At 42.7% G+C, this 21,820-nt stretch carries 20 protein-coding genes and 2 pseudogenes; 11 read left to right on the top strand and 11 right to left on the bottom strand.

Translation table 11 applies throughout. The features are described from left to right. The 4 genes and pseudogenes from A9957_RS04705 to A9957_RS04690 all read left to right on the top strand — a co-directional run. Positions 1-224: pseudogene (locus A9957_RS04705) on the top strand (hypothetical protein); the annotation flags it as partial. 26 nt (positions 225-250) lie between these two features. After that, a complete protein-coding gene (gene sfsA, locus A9957_RS04700; RefSeq protein WP_292343329.1) occupies positions 251-973 on the top strand; it encodes a DNA/RNA nuclease SfsA in 723 nt (240 codons plus the stop codon). A gap of 209 nt (positions 974-1,182) precedes the next feature. Next, the gene (locus A9957_RS04695) at positions 1,183-1,815 is read left to right on the top strand and encodes an ATP-binding cassette domain-containing protein (RefSeq protein ID WP_292343328.1); all 633 of its coding nucleotides are present in this window, start codon (positions 1,183-1,185) and stop codon (positions 1,813-1,815) included. A 9-nt stretch (positions 1,816-1,824) separates the two neighbouring features. Beyond that, positions 1,825-2,625 (top strand): ABC transporter permease, encoded by an 801-nt coding sequence (locus A9957_RS04690; protein WP_292343327.1) that lies wholly within the window; start codon positions 1,825-1,827, stop codon positions 2,623-2,625. On the opposite strand, the pseudogene A9957_RS04685 reads toward A9957_RS04690, so the two are convergent. Further along, positions 2,589-2,828: pseudogene (locus tag A9957_RS04685) on the bottom strand (IS5/IS1182 family transposase); the annotation flags it as partial. The gene A9957_RS04690 and the pseudogene A9957_RS04685 sit on opposite strands and share 37 nt — an antisense overlap. A 413-nt stretch (positions 2,829-3,241) precedes the next feature. Here A9957_RS04685 and wrbA point away from each other — a divergent pair. Continuing rightward, positions 3,242-3,859 carry an NAD(P)H:quinone oxidoreductase gene (gene wrbA / locus A9957_RS04680; RefSeq protein WP_105460215.1) on the top strand — a complete coding sequence of 206 codons (618 nt, stop codon included), beginning with the start codon at positions 3,242-3,244 and terminating at the stop codon, positions 3,857-3,859. 188 nt (positions 3,860-4,047) lie between these two features. Further along, positions 4,048-4,215 (top strand): hypothetical protein, encoded by a 168-nt coding sequence (locus tag A9957_RS04675; RefSeq protein ID WP_375363017.1) that lies wholly within the window; start codon positions 4,048-4,050, stop codon positions 4,213-4,215. A gap of 112 nt (positions 4,216-4,327) precedes the next feature. Here the strand turns inward: A9957_RS04675 and A9957_RS04670 are convergent, their stop codons facing one another. Then, the gene (locus A9957_RS04670) at positions 4,328-4,465 is read right to left on the bottom strand and encodes a hypothetical protein (protein ID WP_164909054.1); all 138 of its coding nucleotides are present in this window, start codon (positions 4,463-4,465) and stop codon (positions 4,328-4,330) included. A 264-nt stretch (positions 4,466-4,729) separates the two neighbouring features. Here A9957_RS04670 and A9957_RS04665 point away from each other — a divergent pair, with 264 nt between their 5' ends. Then, positions 4,730-5,047 carry a PHP domain-containing protein gene (locus A9957_RS04665; protein ID WP_096711644.1) on the top strand — a complete coding sequence of 106 codons (318 nt, stop codon included), beginning with the start codon at positions 4,730-4,732 and terminating at the stop codon, positions 5,045-5,047. 29 nt (positions 5,048-5,076) lie between these two features. Here A9957_RS04665 and A9957_RS04660 read toward each other — a convergent pair whose 3' ends face one another. The 4 genes from A9957_RS04660 to A9957_RS04645 all read right to left on the bottom strand — a co-directional run bounded on the left by A9957_RS04660 (position 5,077) and on the right by A9957_RS04645 (position 8,362). After that, complete coding sequence (locus A9957_RS04660) at positions 5,077-5,589, bottom strand: TIGR00295 family protein (protein ID WP_096711643.1); 513 nt, start codon at positions 5,587-5,589, stop codon at positions 5,077-5,079. A gap of 3 nt (positions 5,590-5,592) precedes the next feature. Then, the gene (locus A9957_RS04655; RefSeq protein WP_096711642.1) at positions 5,593-6,087 is read right to left on the bottom strand and encodes a transcription factor; all 495 of its coding nucleotides are present in this window, start codon (positions 6,085-6,087) and stop codon (positions 5,593-5,595) included. Positions 6,088-6,170: 83 nt separating this feature from the next. Next, on the bottom strand, positions 6,171-7,310 hold the full coding sequence (locus A9957_RS04650; RefSeq protein ID WP_292343326.1) for an ATP-grasp domain-containing protein: 1,140 nt from the start codon (positions 7,308-7,310) through the stop codon (positions 6,171-6,173). Continuing rightward, entirely contained in the window at positions 7,307-8,362 is a 1,056-nt protein-coding gene (locus tag A9957_RS04645) for a 60S ribosomal export protein NMD3 (RefSeq protein WP_164909053.1), read from the bottom strand. The genes A9957_RS04650 and A9957_RS04645 overlap by 4 nt, the downstream gene beginning before the upstream one ends. Positions 8,363-8,675: 313 nt before the next feature. On the opposite strand from A9957_RS04645, the gene A9957_RS04640 reads away from it, so the two are divergent. From A9957_RS04640 to A9957_RS04625, 4 genes are all read left to right on the top strand, one after another. Beyond that, positions 8,676-9,353 (top strand): DUF2162 domain-containing protein, encoded by a 678-nt coding sequence (locus A9957_RS04640; protein ID WP_292343325.1) that lies wholly within the window; start codon positions 8,676-8,678, stop codon positions 9,351-9,353. A 21-nt stretch (positions 9,354-9,374) separates the two neighbouring features. Continuing rightward, the gene (locus A9957_RS04635; RefSeq protein WP_105460142.1) at positions 9,375-9,998 is read left to right on the top strand and encodes a MotA/TolQ/ExbB proton channel family protein; all 624 of its coding nucleotides are present in this window, start codon (positions 9,375-9,377) and stop codon (positions 9,996-9,998) included. Continuing rightward, positions 9,995-10,354 carry a DUF2149 domain-containing protein gene (locus A9957_RS04630; protein ID WP_105460143.1) on the top strand — a complete coding sequence of 120 codons (360 nt, stop codon included), beginning with the start codon at positions 9,995-9,997 and terminating at the stop codon, positions 10,352-10,354. The genes A9957_RS04635 and A9957_RS04630 overlap by 4 nt, the downstream gene beginning before the upstream one ends. A 157-nt stretch (positions 10,355-10,511) precedes the next feature. Then, a complete protein-coding gene (locus A9957_RS04625) occupies positions 10,512-15,773 on the top strand; it encodes a cobaltochelatase subunit CobN (protein WP_292343331.1) in 5,262 nt (1,753 codons plus the stop codon). Positions 15,774-15,899: 126 nt separating this feature from the next. Here the strand turns inward: A9957_RS04625 and A9957_RS04620 are convergent, their stop codons facing one another. The 5 genes from A9957_RS04620 to A9957_RS04600 form a co-directional block, all read right to left on the bottom strand. Beyond that, positions 15,900-16,892: an aspartate-semialdehyde dehydrogenase gene (locus tag A9957_RS04620; RefSeq protein ID WP_105460145.1), complete on the bottom strand. Its 993-nt coding sequence runs from the start codon at positions 16,890-16,892 to the stop codon at positions 15,900-15,902. A 208-nt stretch (positions 16,893-17,100) separates the two neighbouring features. Next, entirely contained in the window at positions 17,101-18,210 is a 1,110-nt protein-coding gene (locus A9957_RS04615) for a DUF362 domain-containing protein (protein WP_292343324.1), read from the bottom strand. 84 nt (positions 18,211-18,294) lie between these two features. After that, positions 18,295-19,707, bottom strand: a complete 1,413-nt coding sequence (gene acsC, locus A9957_RS04610) for an acetyl-CoA decarbonylase/synthase complex subunit gamma (protein WP_292343323.1) — start codon at positions 19,705-19,707, stop codon at positions 18,295-18,297. Position 19,708: 1 nt separating this feature from the next. Beyond that, positions 19,709-21,028, bottom strand: a complete 1,320-nt coding sequence (gene cdhD / locus A9957_RS04605) for a CO dehydrogenase/acetyl-CoA synthase subunit delta (RefSeq protein WP_096711244.1) — start codon at positions 21,026-21,028, stop codon at positions 19,709-19,711. A 25-nt stretch (positions 21,029-21,053) separates the two neighbouring features. Then, positions 21,054-21,806, bottom strand: coding sequence for an AAA family ATPase (locus tag A9957_RS04600; RefSeq protein WP_292343322.1), 753 nt, complete (start codon positions 21,804-21,806; stop codon positions 21,054-21,056). Between the last annotated feature and the right edge of the window lie 14 nt (positions 21,807-21,820).

Raw genomic sequence — 21,820 nt, 5'->3', positions numbered from 1 at the left:
GTTCTGCACGGGATGGCTTCTTAGTAGGCACATTAATGTTCATATTGATGGTGATTCCCGGTTTTATTCTGGCAGGCTTTGTGGGTTCCCTTTTTCACAATATACCGGGTTTGATGGCAATTGTTACAGGACTGGGTGCAGGCATGTTCGTCCTGATTATGTTGCATACCGGCATAATTGGTATTATTGGAGCAGTTCTCGGTGGACTGCTGGCTCATGATTAAAAGGATGTCAGATTATTGGTATGTATATGGCTGAATCAGAAAAACGGGTAATGCATATTGGATGGGATGCTGAAGCCGTCTTCATTAGCCGTCCCAACCGATTTGTTGCGATTGTAGATATTCTGTCATCTGGTAAGCAAAATGTGGCTGTCCATGTTCATGACCCCGGAAGGCTGGTTGATCTGCTTTACAGGGGAAACGGGTTACTACTGAAAAAGGCGACAAATCCCCATCGTAAAACAAAATGGGACCTCATTGCTGCAAAAAAGGATGCTGAATGGATACTTGTAAATTCTGCATATCATCGCAAGATTGCTGAGTGGGTATTATCGTGTCCTGACATTAGTCCGCTGGGACGGGTGGATTCAATTTTGCCTGAGCAAAAACTTGGTGACAGCAGACTGGATTTTCTTGTTTTCAAAGGGGACAAACGTATCTGGGTAGAGATTAAAGGGTGTACCCTTGTTAGGGATGAAGTAGCCCTTTTTCCCGATGCTCCTACAATAAGGGGCAAACGTCACCTTGATGAACTTATACTGGCAAAGAAAAACGGGGACAATGCAGCGGTTCTATTTCTGGTTTTCAGGACTGATGTAAAATATTTTCCCCCTAATCGGCTAATGGACCCGGGTTTCTATTGGTCATATCAAAAGGCCAGGGAGGCAGAAGTGGATTTTTATCCGCTTCTGTTTACCTTCTGGCAAGGAACTATTTATTTTAATAAGATACTTCCTTCACATGAAATTTGAATTGGCTACATGCCATACTGGATAGAAATTGGTAATGTGCAAGTTGTATGTTTTTTCAACACACTCAAGAATAAGCATATACAGAGCCAATTACTTATTTGTGGTTGATTATGTATATGCCGATCATGAATATATATTTTATGTGCAACAAACCATAAATATGGTGTTTACGTTTCTACTTTCTACTATATGGGAATGTGTTGGTGTATATGGATAAAAATATTATCGAATACAGGGACCTTAGCATTATTCATTCGCATCAGAAGGTTCTGGAGAATTTCAACCTTATAATTAAAGAAGGTGAAAAAGTTCTAATCCGGGGGAAATCCGGGACCGGTAAATCCACCCTTTTTTTGTGTTTGCTGGGATTGATGCGCCCTTCAAAGGGGGATGTTTATTTTAAGGATTTGCCGGTTAATGGTAATTCTGTTTCTGTTGTGCGTACAAAAATAGCCTATGTTCCCCAGGATGTTGATGTTGGAAGAGATAGTGTAAATGAGTTCTTTGACACTATATTCTCCTATAATGCCGTTGGGTTTACTCCGGATTTTGAAAAAATCCAAAGATTGCTTGAATGGTTTGAACTTGATGATTCCATTCTCAAAAAAGAATTCAAATCTCTCTCTGGAGGGGAAAAACAACGTATTATACTCATTTTGTCTCTACTTCTGGAAAGAAATGTATTTTTGCTTGATGAACCCACTTCTTCCCTCGATTCTTCATTAAAATCAAAGGTGGTTGACTATTTTGTCAATGACCCTTCATTAACGGTAGTTGTCATTTCACACGATCCCCAGTGGGAAAGAGAAGGTTTGCGTGTTGTGGATATTCCAAACAAATGAGGTGCATAGATGGCAGAAATTAACTTAATTCAAAATATTGGACCCTCCGGATTTATATTCTGCGCCTTGTTGCTTATTCTTCCCTTTATGGTAAGTTATTATTTCAAATTGGGTATCATAAAGAAAAGTGTCATTATCGTATCGCGGATGTCTTTCCAGTTATTCCTGACAGGGCTTCTGCTTACCGTAGTTTTTGATATTAATAACCCGCTTATTAACGTTTTATGGGTATTTGTAATGCTGTTCTTTGCAACATATACCATACTCGAAGGAACGGATTTCAAGACAGGACCTTTTCTTCCCACAATGTTAATCCTTTTTTCCATTGCAAACATACTGGTTCTGTTTTATTTTACCGGTTTTATCATAAAACTTGATGATATCTTTGAGGCTCGCTACCTCATACCCATTGCAGGTATGCTTATGGGCAACTCATTGCGTGCAAATATTGTTGCATTGAACGATTTTTATCAAGATGTAAAGAACAATGAGCAACGTTACCTGTACAGGCTTTGTGTTGGTGCATCCAGGAAAGAAGCTTTGTTTCCCTACATGCAAAGGAGTATGCTATCTTCTCTCAAACCAACTCTTGCCAACATGGCAACTATGGGTATAGTATTCCTGCCGGGCATGATGACCGGTCAGATATTGGGGGGAGTGGATCCCATACTGGCTATCAAATACCAGATAACCATAATGGTAGCGATTTTTGTAACTACTGTGCTGGGTGTCCTGATTTGTGTAATTGTAGTCGTGGAAAAAGGCTTTGATGATTATGACCTGATGGTCGAAGATATTAAAAAAGTATAATTCCTCATTTGAATAATTACTGAAATAGAAGTTGTCCTGTCTCTATTATAACTTAATAATTTGAACTTGACCACTTTCACCTGATTTCTGTATTTTGTTGCCTTCAGTTCTTCCCCATATCTCCTTTTTAAAACAGAAAACATCGTCTCTACCAGCTTTCTGTAATGATAGATGTCTTCAGCAAATTCATTTCTCATTTCTCGACCGCATACCATAAAGTCACAGATTTAATGGGAGTTCCAGTTCTCAATCTGTAACAAAACACATTCATCTCCATTGTGCTTTTTATAGCCACAATCACATTGGGGACTTCTTATAAAAATGATAATGTACTAGTGGAATTTAAAGGGAAGGTTTTCTACAGACCCCCTCATTCATTGTTGTATTGTATTGAGTGTTTGGTATATAGGAGGACTGATTGTGGCAAAATACAGGAAAATTGTGGCTTCATGGAATAAGGAAAGGAGAAAACACTTAAAATTTCCTCTGTGAAATCAGTGGTTACATTTGTTCTCTTATGAAAATATTAACAGAACCAAAACTTATTTGTCATTTAAAATGAATCTACCATAGGTTACATATTGTTATGGAAATAGAAGCCAAGGTAGTGGGGACAATGAAAATAAACATTGTATTTTACAGTCTCTACGGGCACGTTTACAGGATTGCGGAAGCAATTGCCGAGGGTGCCCGGGAAGTAGAAGGTGCGGAAGTCGGAATTTATCAGGTAGCGGAGACTCTTAGTCCTGAGATTCTGGAGAAAATGGGGGCGTTAGTGTCCAAAAAGAGTTTCGGGCATATACCTGTTGTAAGTATAGACAATCTTGTGGAAGCTGATGCTATCATCTTCGGGACTCCGACTCGCTATGGGATGATGACTGCCCAGATGCGAACATTCCTTGACAGCACTGGCAGTATCTGGGCGCAAGGTGCACTTATCGGTAAAGTTGGCAGTGTCTTCACATCCAGTGCTACCCAGCATGGGGGTCAGGAATCGACCATACTCAGCTTCCACACAACTTTACTGCATCACGGGATGGTGATTGTGGGTGTTCCTTATTCAGAGGTAAGACAAACAACCCTTGATGAAATATCAGGTGGCAGTCCTTATGGAGCTTCAACTATTGCGGGCAACGGGCCTGATACTAGGCATCCGAGCGAGAATGAGCTTGGAATTGCACGTTTCCAGGGTCGGCATGTGGCAGAGATTACACGAAAGCTTATAGGTGAATGATTTCTGCAAACTCAAAGCTATGCCGGTATTGTGATACTGAAGTCTTTACGTAAAAATATTCGAATCCAACAGCAAGGATGAGTCAGGTAGCATAAGTGAAACTACATGTGAATACTATGGAGATATCTACAAAATTTCCGAAAAACCACTTGAAGTAATAAAAAAGTGCAGACCCGGAATTCTTCGCTCTGCTGGAGAACACCCGTCAGACAGCACTTTCAGATGGCAGCGTCCCGATGAAATACAAATTTCTCATTGCAAGGTCCCTTGGTGCCGCTGCCGGTGCGATCAATGGGGTACAGGGCCTTGTAATAGGGGCAATGAATAAAGGAGCAACAAAAAAAGAAGTCATATAAGCTCTACGTATAACGCAATATACTTCCGGGCTCGGGAGTATAAGCACGGCGGCAAACTCTTTGAAGGATGGATTGTAAATTAATAATCATACGTCAAAAAAGTGAAAGGAAGTTATTTTCCTTTCCTTTTTTCCTTGGCAAGTTTCTTTTTGGCATCTTTGTTGCCGCTGGCTGCTAATTCTTCCAGTTTTGCCAGTTTTTCTCTCTTTGCACCTTTTTTTCTGTCTATATCTTTTTTCGACATTGCCATAATCAAATACCTTCGTTGTATTTCCCTTATGCAGCAGTATAATTCGGTTTAAACACTATTTATGAGTTTCTAAAAAATTGGCTTTGTAGAAAATCTATACTATGTGGTTACATTTGTATTCTCATGAGTATTTCTACAAAGCCAATGAATATTAAGTATATATTAAACGTCTTATATATACAATTCTGGCATAAATTATATATGGATTATGAGTTTATCTGAGGTCCGGGTATATTTGATTCTATAAGGGGCAAAATAAGATTATTGACATGCATACACATTCTTTCTATTCCGAGGGGTACACTTTCACCTGACGGACTGGTTAAGGAAGCTTCTGAAGTGGGACTGAAATCTATATGTCTTATGGATCATGATACACTGGATAGTGTTCTTTCTGTTGGTGACACTACGTCAAGATATGGCGTTGAATTTATACTGGGTATGGGTATTGATGTTGGGAATGCTAAACTAAAAACTGTGCTTGCAAAGATGCCAGGTGAAAGGTTTGAGAGGGCAAAAGAGATATCTTCTCTTATGGATTTAGTTATGATCAGGAGAAAGTGTTGCAGAGTTTCCAGATAAGATCATTGCTTTCCTGCATCCCATAAAATTTAAAGTTGCCAAATTCCAAGTTCTTCTGCAAGGGCACGAACTCTTTCGATGGCCTTTTTCCCGATACCTTTTTTCTTCATAAGGTTGATGCGCTCCTCTGTGGATATGCGTTTTGTTCCTTTCACAAGGTTATCCGCATGAGCAACTATTTTCTCTTCCATGGAGAGGGGCATATAATCCTGTGGTGGAAGTCCCATTTCTTTTGCTTCATCTTTAGGGATACCTGCACCAATATGGTTCCTTATAATATCTATTAGTTTTTCGTCAAGGCCCAGTTCAGTAGCACGCCGGCTACCAGCATCTGCATGCATAATGCCGTGTGTGGTACCTCTTCCGATATCATGTAAAAGCCCGCCGATTCTGACGAGTTCTATATCAACATCGTAGCCCCTTCTTTGAAGCCTTTCTGCAATCTCTTCGGATGCCCTTGATACTTCAATGCAGTGCTGGATTACTTTTTCAGAACACCCTTCGTTTTTGAGTAGCAGTATTGCATCCCTGTAAGAGATCATTGCTCAACTTTCCTGCAGGGCAGTAAGTCTTTCTTTTAGTGTCTCAACCATTTCCGTATTTTCCTGGAAGGTCAGGTCTTCACCACATACCGGACAAAGAAAATGGCACTCAGCTGCATTGTTGAACAGAATCCTTATGCATCCTTCCGGGCAGACATAAAATACGTTATCCTCTTCAAAATCCAGACGTGCCTGAAGGTTCTTAACGAGTTTTTTCTTCTCTTTTGTCAGCTGGGTATCTATGTCATCCATGTCAAGTTGCCAGAGGTATGTCAACCAGCCGCTGCTTGAATCCCTTTCCCGGCGACATACAGCAAGTTTATTCTCGTTCATTATGAATAGGTTTCTTCGAACAATATTCAATAACACACCCGTAGCTTCTGCTATTTCCTCGTCGGTGACTTCACCTTCGGGCATATTCTCAATCATTGTGATTCCTTCTTCTCCAAGCAGCTGTATCAGGTATCCTCGTACTACAGGGTCATTTAAATCTATCAATTGATCGCCTCATGGAAAGGAATTAGTAATAAGTAGAGTTTACGCTTTCTACCTTTCATGCTATTTATAGTTATGGGGTTGCATTACATTATCTTATGCAGCATTTTCGCCTGTTCTTTCATATATCCAATTACATCGCTTCTGGAATTACCCTCTGCCAGTATAGAAACAACCGGCTCATCCGGGAATGCCTCATATCCGGATTTCGGGATGTCTGCAAAACGCCCCCTTCCAAAGACTTCAGATATTTGTTTGCGGACAGTAACCGGTTTTTCAGAAGCATACAGTATAGTTCTCCCACCCCACCGCTGGTATTTCGGTTTTTCTGGCAACATCCCCTTAAATGCATCTACATGAGCCTGAAACAGATTGATTCCTGTTGCAATTTCCACACTATCCAGGCTTCCCTGGAACCTGGCATTTATTTCCAGTATCAATGGCCCCTTCTCTGTAATTATGAAATCCATTCCATTGGAGCCTTTCAGTTCGAAGTGTTTACATAATTTTTTGCAGATTTCAATCATTTCCTTTTCATGGGCTGTCTGCATGGGAGTGATATTTCCACAATAGGCAAACGGCATGTTAGTAAGCCAGGCAATTCCAATAAGTTGCTCATTAACAGCAATTGTAGTAGCCTGTTTTCCATCACTTATCATGGAAACACTTGCTGCAGTGCCGTGTACGAATTCCTGCAGAATAAGTTCATCCGGTTTGAAATTTCCGGCTTTGCATATATTGTCAATCTGATATTCCAGTTCATCTGCACTGGTTACTATTTTATTGAAAATTCCTCCGCCCCCGATTGCTGGTTTGAGTATCATAGGGGTGTTTATTTGAGGCGGATTAGTAGCTACGTGGGTTTCAGGATGGGGGATCCCAAGTTTTTGTAATTCTTCTGCAAAACATTTTTTATCCGATACAGTTCTCATTTGTCTCACAGAATTATTCAGGACTGGGCAGTCAAAGATTTCCCTCTCAAGATTTTCAAACCCCGAACCCAGGACTACTCCGTCAAAATCCGTTTCGAAATTATCCATTATCCGGACAATTTCTTCCCGATCCACTTTATGGATGTCTTCTTCCATCAAAGCATGGCATTTGCAGGTATTATATTCCAGATCCCGGTCACAAAAAGCATCAATTGCATATACATTATATCCTGCATCCATGGCAGAACAGGCAATATTCCTGCTGCTGTACCCGATTATCAGGATATTTTTCATGCTTCTATCTCTTCGGGGATGGGTATTATTCCATATTCGGTTTTAAGTACCGGAATTTCCTCTCCCTCTCTGGCAGTCAGGAAAAAGGGTTTTTTGAGGGTCACTGTCTGGTAGTTTGTGGGATCAAGGACCATTATGGCATTGTCTTCAATTGCCACCAGCACAGCCAGTATTGAATCATTGTATACACCCAGGAATTCGGCCTTTTCGATATCTTCTATGGATGCAATAACTTTCTTGCCGGTTTGCAGGTCTATACATTTGGCTTTTTTATCACAATTTTTTATTTGCAATACCTGATTATTAAAATAGAGAATATTTCCGGGAACATATTTTGGCAGGCGTACGGCATATGATACTCGATAGAGCTCCTTACCATCTCGCTGGCTGAACAGGGACGGGGATTCCTGATGTTCTCCTCCAAGTTTGGATGTTATAATTTTACAGATCTGCCTGCAGGCTCCGGATGAGCCAATATAGTAATCTGTCCCTTCCTTTGATGAAGACATGTTTGAAATAAAAGCCAGTCTGTCCCCTTTTTTCTCCATCCTGCTCAGGGTATCGCGGACCAGGTGGTCACATTTTTTCTTTTCTTCATCTGTAGGATTCCTGTTACTTGCCCTAAGCTGGATGATTCCTTCATAGTAACCGGCAGCTATCCTGCTGCATGCATCACAGACACTGCGCTGGACACGGACCTCAGTTGTAAGTTTTTCTTCCAGAGGCATGCCGTAGATTTCTGCCTGAATGTAAATATTAACAATATACTGGTAGGGAGTCAGTTTTTGAGGTTCAAATCCAAGTTCAATTATGTCTGCATTTTCATGAAGCAACAGTTCGCTTTCAACTTTCTCAAGTACTGTATTTGTATCGTGTTTTGTATCTGTCCACTGCCCCCTTTCGTACTTGGAGCCACATCTGGCACAGATCTGGGTGCTTATGACCGGGTCTAATTCGGCAAGTTTAAACTGCTTTAAAAAACAGTTCTTGCACACATTTTCATAAAGATTGTGAGTAGGATTGCCACATTTAGGGCATATGAGTTCTTTCATTAGACGCTGCATTTGATATTGTGTTGTATATTAGTCTTTTGGACATATTGTTGGGATTTCTGTTTCAATACGTCCTTGATAATCCATTTTTATATTAATTGCCTCAAGACCAGTTTCTTTTTCCAATCTATGTTACCCAAATGGGTTACACATGTTATTCTAAAACTTTCCTTTATATGATATGGATATATTCGATATAGCAAGTGTATTTGATTTGTAAACAGGTCAGGTGAATTAATTATTGGGTTGTACACGGTATAATAGAAACTTGGAGTAAGTTTCATTTGTCCGACATAATGGTGGTTGTATATCAATGAGTGCAGTATATTTAACGGTTGTAGGGATCCTTCTGGCAATAGCCGTATTTGCAGTTAAGGCCGGATTGGGATGTGGATGTTCGACGATCGATCGCAGGCAGTTGCTTGGCATTGCAGGGATGTATTTTGTGTTATCCATTATTATAGGTATAATTCTGAATTATATCGATATATCCTATCTGCTGAATGCTTCCCAGATTGGGATGGGGCTGCACGTTGTCATGGCTCTTTTGCTTCTGGGTGTGGGTATATACACTTCTAAAAAGTGGAATTGCGGGGTGGATGTATCCCATAAGACTTTCCTTGTGATCTCCCTGCCCTGTCCGGTATGCCTTGCTGCCCTTTTTATGTCAATCATGCTGCTTTCCAATACCGTTGAGATCAGCAGTGCGCTTCTGGGACTTGGGGTCGGTGTCATCTTTTTTGCTTCCATCATTTCTTCTTCCCTGGTTGTCAGGAGGCTTAAAAAGGATCCAACAACCCTTGGCAATGCCATGACGTTCTTGGGCCTGTTCTATCTGATGGGTGCAGTAATTGCCCCTGCCTACATGCACGCAAAACAGATGGGTCTGCCTGATTTCAGCGGTCCGGATTTTGATATTATTCCATTCATCGGCTTTGCAATTCTTATCTCGATGGGTTTTGCACTTAATCGTATCAAAACCCAGCATTAATTTAAGGAGTGATAATAAAAAATGGCAATAGATTCTTCTTTATTCCAGATAATGTATACAGTTTCTTCGTCACTATTGTATCCTGTTATTATACTGCTTTTGTTAGCAGTTGTATCATCTCTGGCCCTGATCGGCGAATTCATTTCCGAGTATTCAAAGAGACATCGCAATGTCACTCAGCTTGAGGATGTGGGGAAAAGGGTGCAGGATTCCGTGAAATCCTCCGATTTTGATTCTGCTGCTTCACATCTGGGAGAACTAAAGCAAAATTCCCTTGTAATGTCATTTGCCCGGGATGCTGCTGCCCATCTTGGCAGCAGTGCTGCCACATCTATCGACTGGCTTTCCGAGGAGTATGAAGTCAGGATGACCAAGAACCTCGAGTATACCAAGATCCTTTCCACGGTTTCCCCGATGTTGGGTTTGATGGGAACTCTTATCCCCCTCGGTCCGGCTTTGATAGGTCTTGCAGAAGGCAACATCTTACAACTTGCACATAATCTGATGGTGGCTTTTGCGACAACGGTACTCGGTCTGTTTGCCGGAATCGTCGGATATGTCCTGACCGTGGTACGTAAAAGATGGTACTGGCAGGATATGGCAGATATTAACTATCTTCTGGATTGTATGGAGGATGAAGCGTGAGAAAACGCAAATACAGGCGAAGCGGTTTGCTTTATGAAGGAGATGAAGAGAATCCCTTGACAGGCGTGGCCAACCTATTCGATATAGCCATGGTTTTCTCCGTGGCCCTGCTGGTGGCTCTGGTGATGTCCGTCCAGCTGCCGGAACTGCTGTCTCCCACGGATGATGTAACCATTGTCAAGAATCCGGGGCAAGAAGACATGAAGATTATTACCAAAGAGGGACAGGAAATCGAAGTACTGAACATGACCGAACAGATCGGAGGCGGGACAGGTGAGGCGCTGGGTACGGCCTACCAGCTGGCAGATGGCCGGGTGGTTTATGTGCCCGAGGGAAAGAACGAATCGGGAGGATGACCCGTTTTATTTTTTTGCTATATCAAAACAAGTTTATTGATTATATGTAAAGGGGAATTGTAGATAGATTTAAATTGAAAATATTGTGGTGCCATCCCGACCTGTCGGCTGGCGGGCTTTTGGGTCGGGATGTGCTGCATACTATCGAGGCGATAATATGCAACATGCAAAGATGAGTATATTAGTTTTAAGTGTATTGATTATGCTGGCAGTGGCAATGCCGGCGGTATCGGCAGATGAACAGATTAACATTACATATATAGGTCTTGAGGATCAAAAATCGATTTTGAAAAACGCTTCTTTGGACAATCCTTATTCTGACCAGATAAACTATACTTTTGTGCCTGCATATGATGGATGGTCGGTAAGTGATGAGATTCAAAATGCTTCAACCAACGGTTTAAATGATTTCCTGCTGACTCAGGATGTCATTTTCTGTGATATGTTGTGGGAACCTAGCTGGGAACCTTTAAATGATACATTATATGCAGCTCATCTCAATGGGACTTCTTTGTTAGCTATTCGGTCATCCGATATTCCTTCTTACTTTGATTACAAACCTAACGGGACGGAAGAAATATGGGCTGAAGATAAAATCTGCACATATTTTAATAATATGGATATTTCTTCATATTCAGGAAGGAAAAGTGCTGAAAACCTGTTGATACATCTTTCAAGGGATTATGGCAACCACCCTGAGATCACCGATAGCTGGCCCATGATCAATATTACTTACATAGCTGATTCTTCAAGTACCCCTCTTTCCAAGGCAAGCAGAACCAACCCTTATGCTGAATTTATAAACTTTACTTATATTCCCTCTTATCTATCTGATTATAGCGGGATGAGTAATGAACTTAGCAATGCTTCTGATTCAGGTTTTCTATCGACTCAGGATGTTATATTCTGTGACATGATTATGTATGACGAGAATTTTAACAATACTTTTTATGGACCATATAAAAATGGTACATCTTTGCTTGATGTAAAATCTAGTTTAACACCTGAATATTTTGATTATGTATCAAATGGTTCTGTTAATGATCCTATATGCAACTATTATAATAACATGGAATCTTCAGGAAACGGATTGAAGAGTGCTGAAAACCTGTTACTCCATCTTTCAAGGAACTATGGTAATCATCCGGAAATCACGGATAAGTGGCCACAGCTGAACTTCACTTATGTCTATTACACTCATAATAAACCTATTGAACAGGCAAGTCTTACCAATCCCTATGCGGAATTCATTAACTTCACCTACATACCTTCTTATGGTCAAAACGGTATGAGTGATGAGCTCAGCAATGCTTCTGATTCTGGTTTCCTTTCCACACAGGATGTTATTTTCTGTGACATGATAGGTTACAACAATGAATTTAACAGCACTTTCCTTAAAGCACATAGTAATGGCTCTTCCCTGCTTGATATTAATTCAGCAAATGCGCCTGACTTTTTTGATTATATATCCAACGGTTCAGAAAATGACACGATTGCCCTTTATTATGCTAACATGGGCGAAAGTTCCTCTGGCAGGATCAATGCTGAAAACCTGTTGATATATTCCTCAAGAGAATATGGTGAAATGGATTTTCTGACCGAAGGGTGGTCAATTTCTGATGAAGGTGATGTAATTCCTGAGGTTGGTCTTTATCATCCTGCATCAGAGAATCGTTTCTTTGAGACAACCGGGGAATATATTCAATGGTATTCCAATGTTTCTGCAGGCAACCATAGTTATGATCCTGAAAAACCCACTATAGGAATGTGGTTTCATAGATCGGACATCACAAAGGAACAACTGGATGTTGTAAATGCCCTGATAGAGAATATTGAAAACAAGGGTTGCAACGTATTGGTGGGCTTTGATACCTTCAATAATATTACCGAATATTACTGTAATGAGAACGGCACTCCTCTGGTTCAATCTGTAATATCTTTAAAAAGTTTCAGGTTGAATTATTGGGATAATGAGAAAGGAATAGAACAACTTAAAGCCCTTAATGTGCCAGTGCTGCGGGGTATAGTTGCCGATGTTCCCACAAATCCTGATCCTGCTGATGCTAACAGGGGCATTCCCAATTCTCAGATGGTGTATAAGACCATTGCACCTAATGTGGATGGTATCTTTGAATATATATTGATAGGCAATGCTGTATATGACCCGGACACCGACAGCACCCAGTATATTCCCCTTGATTCCCAGATTGACTGGATTAGCAATCGTTCCATTAAATGGGCTGAGCTCAAGCTCAAGGAAAATAAGGACAAGAAAGTTGCTGTGATTTATTATAATTATCCTTCAGGTAAGGATAATATCGGGGCCAGTTACCTTGATACCATAATAAGCATGAGACTTTTGCTCGAAAGAATGGATTCCAATAATTATACGGTTTCTAATATCCCTGAAAATAATTCAGTCCTGCTTGAACAATTACAATCCCAGGGAATAAACGCCGGTTCCTGGGCACCCGGAGTAATGAATGAGATGGTTGAAAACAGGACTGAATGGGGACTGCAGTTAATTCCTATGGAAACCTATCATGAATGGTTTGAACAGGAAGTTCCTCAAAATCTTCAGAATCAGGTGATAGAAGAATGGGGTGCTCCATGGGAAGAGGACTTGCCACAGAATAAATCCCTGATGATATGGGAAAATGAGACCGGTAAATATCTGGTTATACCGGCGGTACAATATGATAATGTCTGGCTCATGCCGCAGCCTGCACGTGGAATGATGCAGAATGATGATACTCTCTATCACAGTGCACTTGTACCACCTCCCCATCAGTACATTGGATTTTACTTCTGGCTTAACAAAGAGTGGAATCCCGATGCTATAATTCATTTCGGAACACACGGTACTCATGAATGGTTTCCAGGGCAGACATATGGTCTCAACAGGACTGAAGAATGGGCACCAATATTGTTGCAGGACCTACCCAATATTTACCCATATATAGTTGCTAATGTCGGGGAAGGCCTGACAGCGGAGTACAGGGGCAATGCACTGATCATCGATCACCTGACACCTACCCTTGTTAGGTCCGGTACTTATGGTGAAATTGCCAATTTATCCCAGCTCATGCAAACATACTATGGTCCGGAAATGAGTGAACAGACAAAACAGGCTTACCAGGCTGAGATAATTGATGAGATAGTTGATCTGAACCTGAGTGTGGATTTGGGACTGAATGTTACTGAACTTTACGATTATAATACCACTGAATTTGGGGATTTCATCAAGAATGTACTCCATGAATATGTGGAAGAAGTAGAGGGAGAAAACATTCCTTATGGTATGCATGTTCTTGGAGAGGTACCGTCTACCAATATGACAGATCCTGAAAAGGATGAGCTTTCCTGTATGGTTCGGGCCATGCTGGGTAACAAATTTGAAGAAAATGTAAGTGCAGCATTTTATCCAGAAAGTGAATATCCTCTTGGCATTCCTTCAAATGATACTAAGGTAAATCAACTGGTCTGGGAAGTGGTAACTAATGGTACCAGTGTGAACGATTCCCAGATGCTTGTGTACAATAGGACTAACGCTTCAGTTTCCAGTGATCTGGAAAGGGGTATTGACTACAAGGACAGGCTAATTGGATCTGCGGCCGAGATGGACAGGGTTATGTCTGCACTTTCGGCTGGTTATATTGAACCCGGCCCAGGTACAGATCCGGTGATGAATCCTTCAGCAGTACCTACAGGCAGGAATTTCTATGGAGTGGATCCGCAGTTATATCCTTCCGAAGCAACATGGAGATTGGGTAAATACCTTGCAGAACAGATGCTCACGGATTATTATGACAAACATGGTGAATATCCGCGTAAAGTGTCCTTCTCGCGTTTTGGTGTGGAATTCATAAGGGATCATGGCACCCTGGAAGCAGAAGCCCTCTACTTACTTGGTATAAAACCGGGATGGGACGCCAACGGCAGAATTGACCTGAATAAGTTTGAAGTGATACCTGAAGAAGAACTTCAGCCTTCTTATGGTGACTATCCCGGCAGACCGAGAATTGATATTGTCTATGCTACTGCGGGTATGCGTGACGCTTTCCCTGGCAAGATCAAGATGCTTGATCATGCTGTTGCAATGGCAAATGAAGCACCTGCAGGGAACCATTCAAACTATGTGAATGAGAGTACATCTGCCATCTATGATGAACTATATGCACAGTTTTCAAAGGAAATGGCTGAGGAGGAAGCAGATAAACTTGCACGCAAACTTGCCACAATGCGCTGCTTTGCGGTAATGGATGGTACCTATGAAATAGGAACTGGTAATGCAATTGATGCAAGTGGTTCCTGGGAAGATGAAAGCCAGATTGCGGAGATATACCTTGAGAAGATGGGTTATGTATACGGAAACGATCTCTGGGGTTTCAAAAGTTCTGAGTTGCTCACATCAAACCTGCGTAATGTGGATGCTTCAATCCATTCGGATTCATCCAACCTATATGATACATTGGATAATGATGACTTCTTCCAGTACTTCGGTGCATTGAATCTTGCAACACGGCATGTTTCAGGTACTACTCCTGAAATGTACGTCTCCGACACCCGTGATCCGGATGCAGCAACTATGGCGGGTATGCAGGAATACCTGATGAAAAATATGCGTTCACGCTATTGGAATCCTAAATGGATGAATGGCATGCAGGAATCCGGTTATGCCGGAGGACGTATGATGGCCGAGTTTGTTGACAACCTGTGGGGATGGGAAGTTTCCAATCCCGAACTCGTAGATGATAGTGTCTGGAAGAAGACCTATGAGATGTATGTTAATGAAGATATGAATGAGTGGTTCGATGCTAACAATGCAGAAGCTTATCAGTCAATCTCCGGAAGGATGATTGAAGCTATACGAAAGGGTTATTGGGAACCATCTGCTGAAGTAAAGAAAACTCTTGTTAGTGAATATGTAGAATCAGTTGCTAAAAATGGTGCTGCATGTTGTCATCATACCTGCGGAAATCCTTTGCTGGATGATTATGTAGATGGAATTATGTCTGTTCCAGGTGCTAATGTTGTAGACCAGGAAACGATGGATAAATACAAGGAGCAATTGGAAGCCGCAATTGGATCATCCGATAAATCATCTACTTCTTCAACCTCCTCCAGCAGTGATGGTGTCGGCAGTGCACAGATAGTGAACGCTTCAACCACCGGTTCAGCCTCAAACCAGACCACCAGCACTTTGGATGGGGGTTACGGTGAATCTACACAGGACCCAACATCCGAATCAGCAGAATCCAGTAGTGATTATGTGGAAGGTTATGAGATGACCAAGGAAAACCCGCGGAATAAGGAATCCGGTGGCTCATCCTTCTCGGGTGCTGATATTGTGGGAACCGTGCTGGTGCTTGCAGCTGTAGGTGCCATGTATGTTGGTTTCAGAAGAAGACAGCTGTAAGGAAACGAAGGTGAAAAAAGAACAGATAAGGATATCCTTAATCATAGGATATCCACCTTTTTTAATTTTTGATTACATGTAAAAAGAAAGATCTTTCAGTTTTTCTTTTACACAGAATAAATTTAATTAAAGTTGCTCGGCGATCTGTACTGCATTCAGTGCGGCGCCCTTGAGGATCTGGTCACCGCAGACAAAGAATTCCAGGCCGTGGTCTCCGAACACGATGTTCTGCCTGATCCTGCCAACTTCCACATCGTATTTCTGGGTGGCTGTCAGGGGCATCGGGTACACATTGTTCTCGATATCATCCTTCAACTCAACACCTTCGACCGATGCCAGCAGTTTTTTGGCTTCATCCGGGGAAATTGGTTTTTCAGTTTCGACAACAATGCTTTCCCCGTGAACCCTGAGAGTCGGGATTCTCACACAGGTGCAGCTGATTGGGATATCGGGTTCCTCAAATATCTTGTGGGTTTCCCAGACGACTTTCATCTCCTCACGGGTGTAATCGTTTTCCTGAAAACTGTCAATATGGGGGATAGTGTTGAAAACAATAGGATGGACAAAGGCCTGATGGTATACCTCTTTATCTTCAAGATAGTTCCTTGTCTCATTGATCAGTTCATTCATCCCGGCGGCTCCTGCACCGCTGGTTGCCTGGTAGGTGCTGATAATGACCTTCTCCAGACCATACTCTTTATGGAGGGCATAAAGGGGGATGGCTGCGATTGCGGTTGTACAGTTGGGGTTTGCAATCAGCTTTGAATCCCCGATAGCATGAGTATTGATTTCCGGAACCACAAGAGGCACGTTGTCATCATACCTGTATGCACTGCTGTTATCAATCACATAGCATCCTGCATCGGTTGCTTTTTTGGCATTAGCCTTACTCCACGAGCCGCTTATTGCAAAAAAGGCAATGTCAAGTTCGGAGTAATCTGCCGTGTCCGCATCTTCGATGGTAATTTTTCCGAAAGGGGTCTCCATTACCTTGCCGGCGCTCCTCTGTGATGCGTAGAGTTTCAATTCTTCTACCGGGAACTTCCTGTTACTCAATACTTCGATAATTTCTCTGCCTACCGCACCGGTAGCACCCATTATTGCGATCTTGTAACTCATTTTGTATCGTCCGTTATCTGTCGGGCAATCAGATATGTCCCGAATTTTTATTGATATTTTTAATGATAGTGAATTTTGTTTTTGGGAACTGTGATGTTCACCAATTAATCTGCAATTTACTCATAAGGCTGTTTGCTGCATTATAGGATATCCATAGAATAATAATATTATCATCAAGACTTACAAAACTTCTGCTATTAGTTTTGAGTCAAATCCTGATCAGCTCATAATCCCGGTTTCCAAGGCCTATTTCTTCACCGTAACTTAACTGGATATCTCCTGCGCTGTTTTTCCAGACACCTTTGAACTTGTCTTTGCCGGGTTCAATATTTTCTTCAAGTTTGGATGCAGTAAAACCCTGTTGTTCGTTTACGAGGTCCAGGCTTGCCTGGTCAATAGCCACCGGATCTGTGGATGCCAGGATGCCTATATCCGGTACCAGCGATACATCGCTCCAGGGCACGCAATCACAGTCGGGTGTGATGCGGACAAGGAAATTCATGTAGCCTATTTTTTCCTGCCTGCCGGCAACGGTGCCCAGGGCATATTCGGTTATCATTTCCATGAAGTCGGGTATATCGGCATAATTGAAATCAATCGCCTCGACCGGGCATACTGTCATACATTCTCCACAGCCTATACACTTGTCGTCATCGATAGTGGATATATTGTCGCTATTAATCTCCATTGCATCGCAGGGGCATACTTCCACACAGGTTGCGCATCCGTTACATCGTTTTGCATCAATTTCCGGATGAAGGCCTTTGTGCTGCTCCATTTTCCCGGCTACTGAACCTCCGCCCATTGCCAGGTTTTTGATCGCCCCTCCAAAACCTGCAAGCTCATGGCCCTTGAAATGGGACATTACGATCATACTCTGGCAGTCAAGCAGTTCGGATGCGATTTTAACACTGTCAAAATGTCTCCCCTTTATTGGTATCTGTCGGAACCCGTTGCCCAACAGCCCGTCTGCAATTATCAGTGGTGCCCTGGTGACTTCATAGCCAAATCCATGTTCAATTGCCGTTGTAAGGTGGTCTACAGCATTGTGGCGGTATCCTGAGTACAGGGTGTTGGTATCGGTAAGATAGGCCTTTGCACCCGAAGAATGGATCTTATCCACAACCTGTCTGACGTTGACCGGACTTATGAAGCCTTCATTGCCCTTTTCCCCGAAATGCATTTTAATGGCAGTGAAATCGCCTTCATCGATGATTCTGTCAAAACCTGCTGTATCATACAATCTTTTGATCTTCTGAATTGTATTTTCACAATCTCTGCGCACTTTCAGGTCTACAAAAAAGACTTTGCTTTTCATGGGTGATACATCTATCTTCAGCACTAATAAATTTGGTGCAAAAAAAGAATTGAAGCACCCGTATTTAACGGATGCTTTTTTAGTTTATTTATCCTGTGGTGGCCAGTTTTTCTCCAGCCATCCAGGAAGTCTGCCGGAGTCTGCCGGTCCAATGAGTACCCTTGAACCCACCTTGTCCTCGACATCTCCCTGCAGACGTGCGGACAGGCCGGGCAGGATGACGGTGTTGTAGTTTGTCTTTTCCTTAAGATCAAACTTGGCATTTTCCAGAGTCTTCTTGATCTTGTCTGCGGTCAGCTGTCCACCGGCAACAGCGGCTTCCACACCGATACCCTCGGTGTCTGCCACCACAATGTAGCAGTCTATCTTGTTGGAAGAAATATCACTCTCAACTGTATAGTAGGTGAGGGCAAAGTTTGTGGTAACTATAACTGGTGAATCAGCAGTAGGTGAACCTACTTCCCATACACCCGGATCAACAGTTACAGGCTTTCTTGGATCCGTATAAATGGTATCTCTCAGGTGCACTTCAGGCAGCAATGCATAAGGCTCTATGCTATGCATGATCATAATGTCGCCGTACTTAACAGTGAGTACGGAGGCTACCACAGTTTCCCAGTAGGATGCACTGACATCATCATCGTAGGCCATCCAAGCAGTCAGGGGAACGGCCATTATGGGATAGGCAACTTCGCCATCCCCATCTATACCTGCTCTTCTGATCTTCAGGAAATTTTCGAACGTTGTCTTCATTTCCTTGCCTGTGGGGAAGGTTCCCGGGTCAAGCACAAGGTTCTCTAGTCCCATTTCTGCAAATGTCTTTGCCATTGACTTGAGCAAGTCCAGATCATTCGGTGCGAACAGGGTTACAGGCACCTCGTATTCCTTTGCAAGGCCGGCAACTTCTTTCCAGTTCTCCTGGTTGGCTGCATACATTAGTGGCTTTTTGTCTGCTGCTACTTCCAGGGCGGCTTTTAATACTGCCGGATCAAAAGAACAGAGTACAAGTGGTAATTCTGTAAGTCCGATTACCTTTTTCACAGTATCTGCAAAAGTTTCGGGTTTGCCGGATACACACCGTACCGCTACCATATCAAGGTTGAGGAATTCTCCCACATAGAATTTCTTGAAAGTCTGGATAGTATTGATTCTTTCCTCAAGTTCCTTATCATCCATAGTGTCGGTGATATCGTATGCATAGGCTGTCTTATTGAAGAAGGTCAATTTATGACGGAAAAGGACATCATCTCCACCAATGGTGACTGATTTTTCACCAGTGCCAATGGTAACTTCCCTGATTTCCGGGGCAAGCAGTTTTTCCAGTTCCTCGAGTTTCTTTGCATACTTGTCTTCCTCTACCATGGGCAGACAGTCTTCGCCACTTTTGGAACGGTCGATAAGGTGTGAGGCAAAGGCCATACATGTATCTTCACCACACCTGCCACAGTTTGTTCCCGGCAGGTATTTGTAAGCATCAAGGGGGCTATTTATCTTCATATTATACCTCCGCAGTGATCCAGTTGGTGATGTCCGGGTTCTTTGCTTCAATATTGCCATAGAGAGTCTGTGTAATCTCTTTGAGCACCTGTACGGATGTTGGGTGCATCATCATGAACAGGTCATTGCCTGCAAGGGCAAGGGACAGTCCTGTAACGATCTCCCAGATGGGTCCCCTGTATTCCCTGGGTCCCCAGTCAGAATCTTCCTTAAGGGGTGATTGTTTCATCCAGGATTCACGTGCGCCCCAGGCATTTGTGGTACCGGAGGATATCGGGAAGTTAAGTTCATCGTCACCCATAAGGGCGGATAATCGTACCCTTTCCATGTTACTGTAAGCATAGTCAAGACCATATCCCAGGGCTGCTGTTGTTGGATCCATCACAATGCTTTCACGTGGGACATTACACTGCTTCATTAGTTTACGGTTGAGTTCTTTCTGAGCATTGATTTCAAGCTGGGTCCAGGAAAGGACTGCATGACCGTAATCCGTTGCCGCCTTTGCAACCCTTTCATAATCCAGGTTTAGACTTGCGGATGCAAGCAGGGCACATTCTCCTTCGGCAACCTCTGCGGCTTTTTCAAGTACTTCAGGGTCTTTCTGTGGATTTCCTGAACCACCGATTACGATAGGCACATCAACTGCCTGTAATACATCCTCTACTACCTTTGCAGCTTCTTTTGCAGGAGTATCATTGATTAAAGGATCTGTAGAAATCAGGTGAATTGTAACCATATCCGCATTATACTCATTGACAACTTTTTTAGCCCATTCTGCAGGGTCCCCCATAACGTCTTCGTAATTGGATTTGACAGCCTTTGCCATTGAGATAGGCATGTCAAAGACATCCATTGTGACATAATTACGGTTGGGCATTTCTGCATCAAAATAGAATGGCATTGCCTTTTCGCCACCCAGGGTTATTGTGTGGTCACGGCTTCCTCCGTCTGCGGAAGTTGCACCGAGGGTTACTTCCTGGATAGGTGTATTCCATTCGCTACTTCTGGCAACATCGAATTTAGCCTGCAACAGTTCCTCTATTGCAGGTTCTGTCTGTAATGCTGCAGCTTCTCCTCCGGCTCCAAGACACTGTGCAAAGAGTTGGTCTACAGGATAGCCCAGCATTCTGGCGATGTTTGCCACATGAAGGGAGATCTGGGCGGCTTCATGGCCAAGGGCATAAGCCATAGCCGGATTCATTCCCCCGCCTCCCTGTATATCAAGTTCTATGTCACCTTCAATAGTAACCCCTTCCAGGGATTCCACATCGAGGTCTTTTAAGATATTATTAAGGTCTGAAAGTTTGAGTTTATCTGACATTCCACTTCCACCATCTGATTATTTATTATAATCCAAGTTTTACTGCGATTCTTTCAACTTCGATAACGGCTTTCGAATCTTCGGGAAGGTCATAGAGAGCTTCCCCTGCAAGATCTCTCTCTGCAATACTTTCATCCGTTGGAACAAGGCCTATTAATTTCAGGCCAAGTTCATTCGCAGTTTTCTGGATCTGTTCTTTATTGTCTTCTGTGACTTTATTTGCGACCACATGGATATTGCGCACATCTGTTTCCAGCTCATGCACAAGTTCACTGATTCTCTCGGCAGTCCCCATTCCTCTGCGGGAACCATCGGTAACCACCAGGAGATCATCTATATTCCTGATAGTCTTCCTGCTGAAGTGTTCAAGACCTGCTTCCATATCCATGATAACCACGTCATAGTTTTCGGTCAGGCGGTCCATTATCCCCCGCAGCAGATTGTTTACATAGCAGTAACAACCTGATCCTTCGGGCCTTCCCATAACCAGCAGGTCATAGTCAGGTAACTCGTTGAGTGTCTCGTATATCTTGGATTCGAATATCGATTCCTTGTTGATATCTGGTGGCATGTTGTCTCGTTCATTCATCATGTATTCCTTGATGTCACCGATGGTACGGTCTGCCTCACATCCCAGGGTTTCCGGGAGATTGGTATCCGGATCAGCATCGATTGCCAGGACAACCTTATCACTTTTTGTCAGATGGCGCAGCAGAAGGGTCGTTATGGCCGTCTTCCCGGTGCCGCCTTTACCTGTAATCGCAATGATTTTTGTCACAGAGAAACCTCTCT

Origin of the sequence: Methanohalophilus sp. DAL1 (assembly GCF_001683555.1) — an archaeon.
GTDB classification, from domain to species: Archaea; Halobacteriota; Methanosarcinia; order Methanosarcinales; family Methanosarcinaceae; genus Methanohalophilus; species Methanohalophilus euhalobius.
The sequence above is the reverse complement of the archived record's forward strand: the minus strand, read 5'-3'. Positions and strand labels throughout refer to the sequence as shown.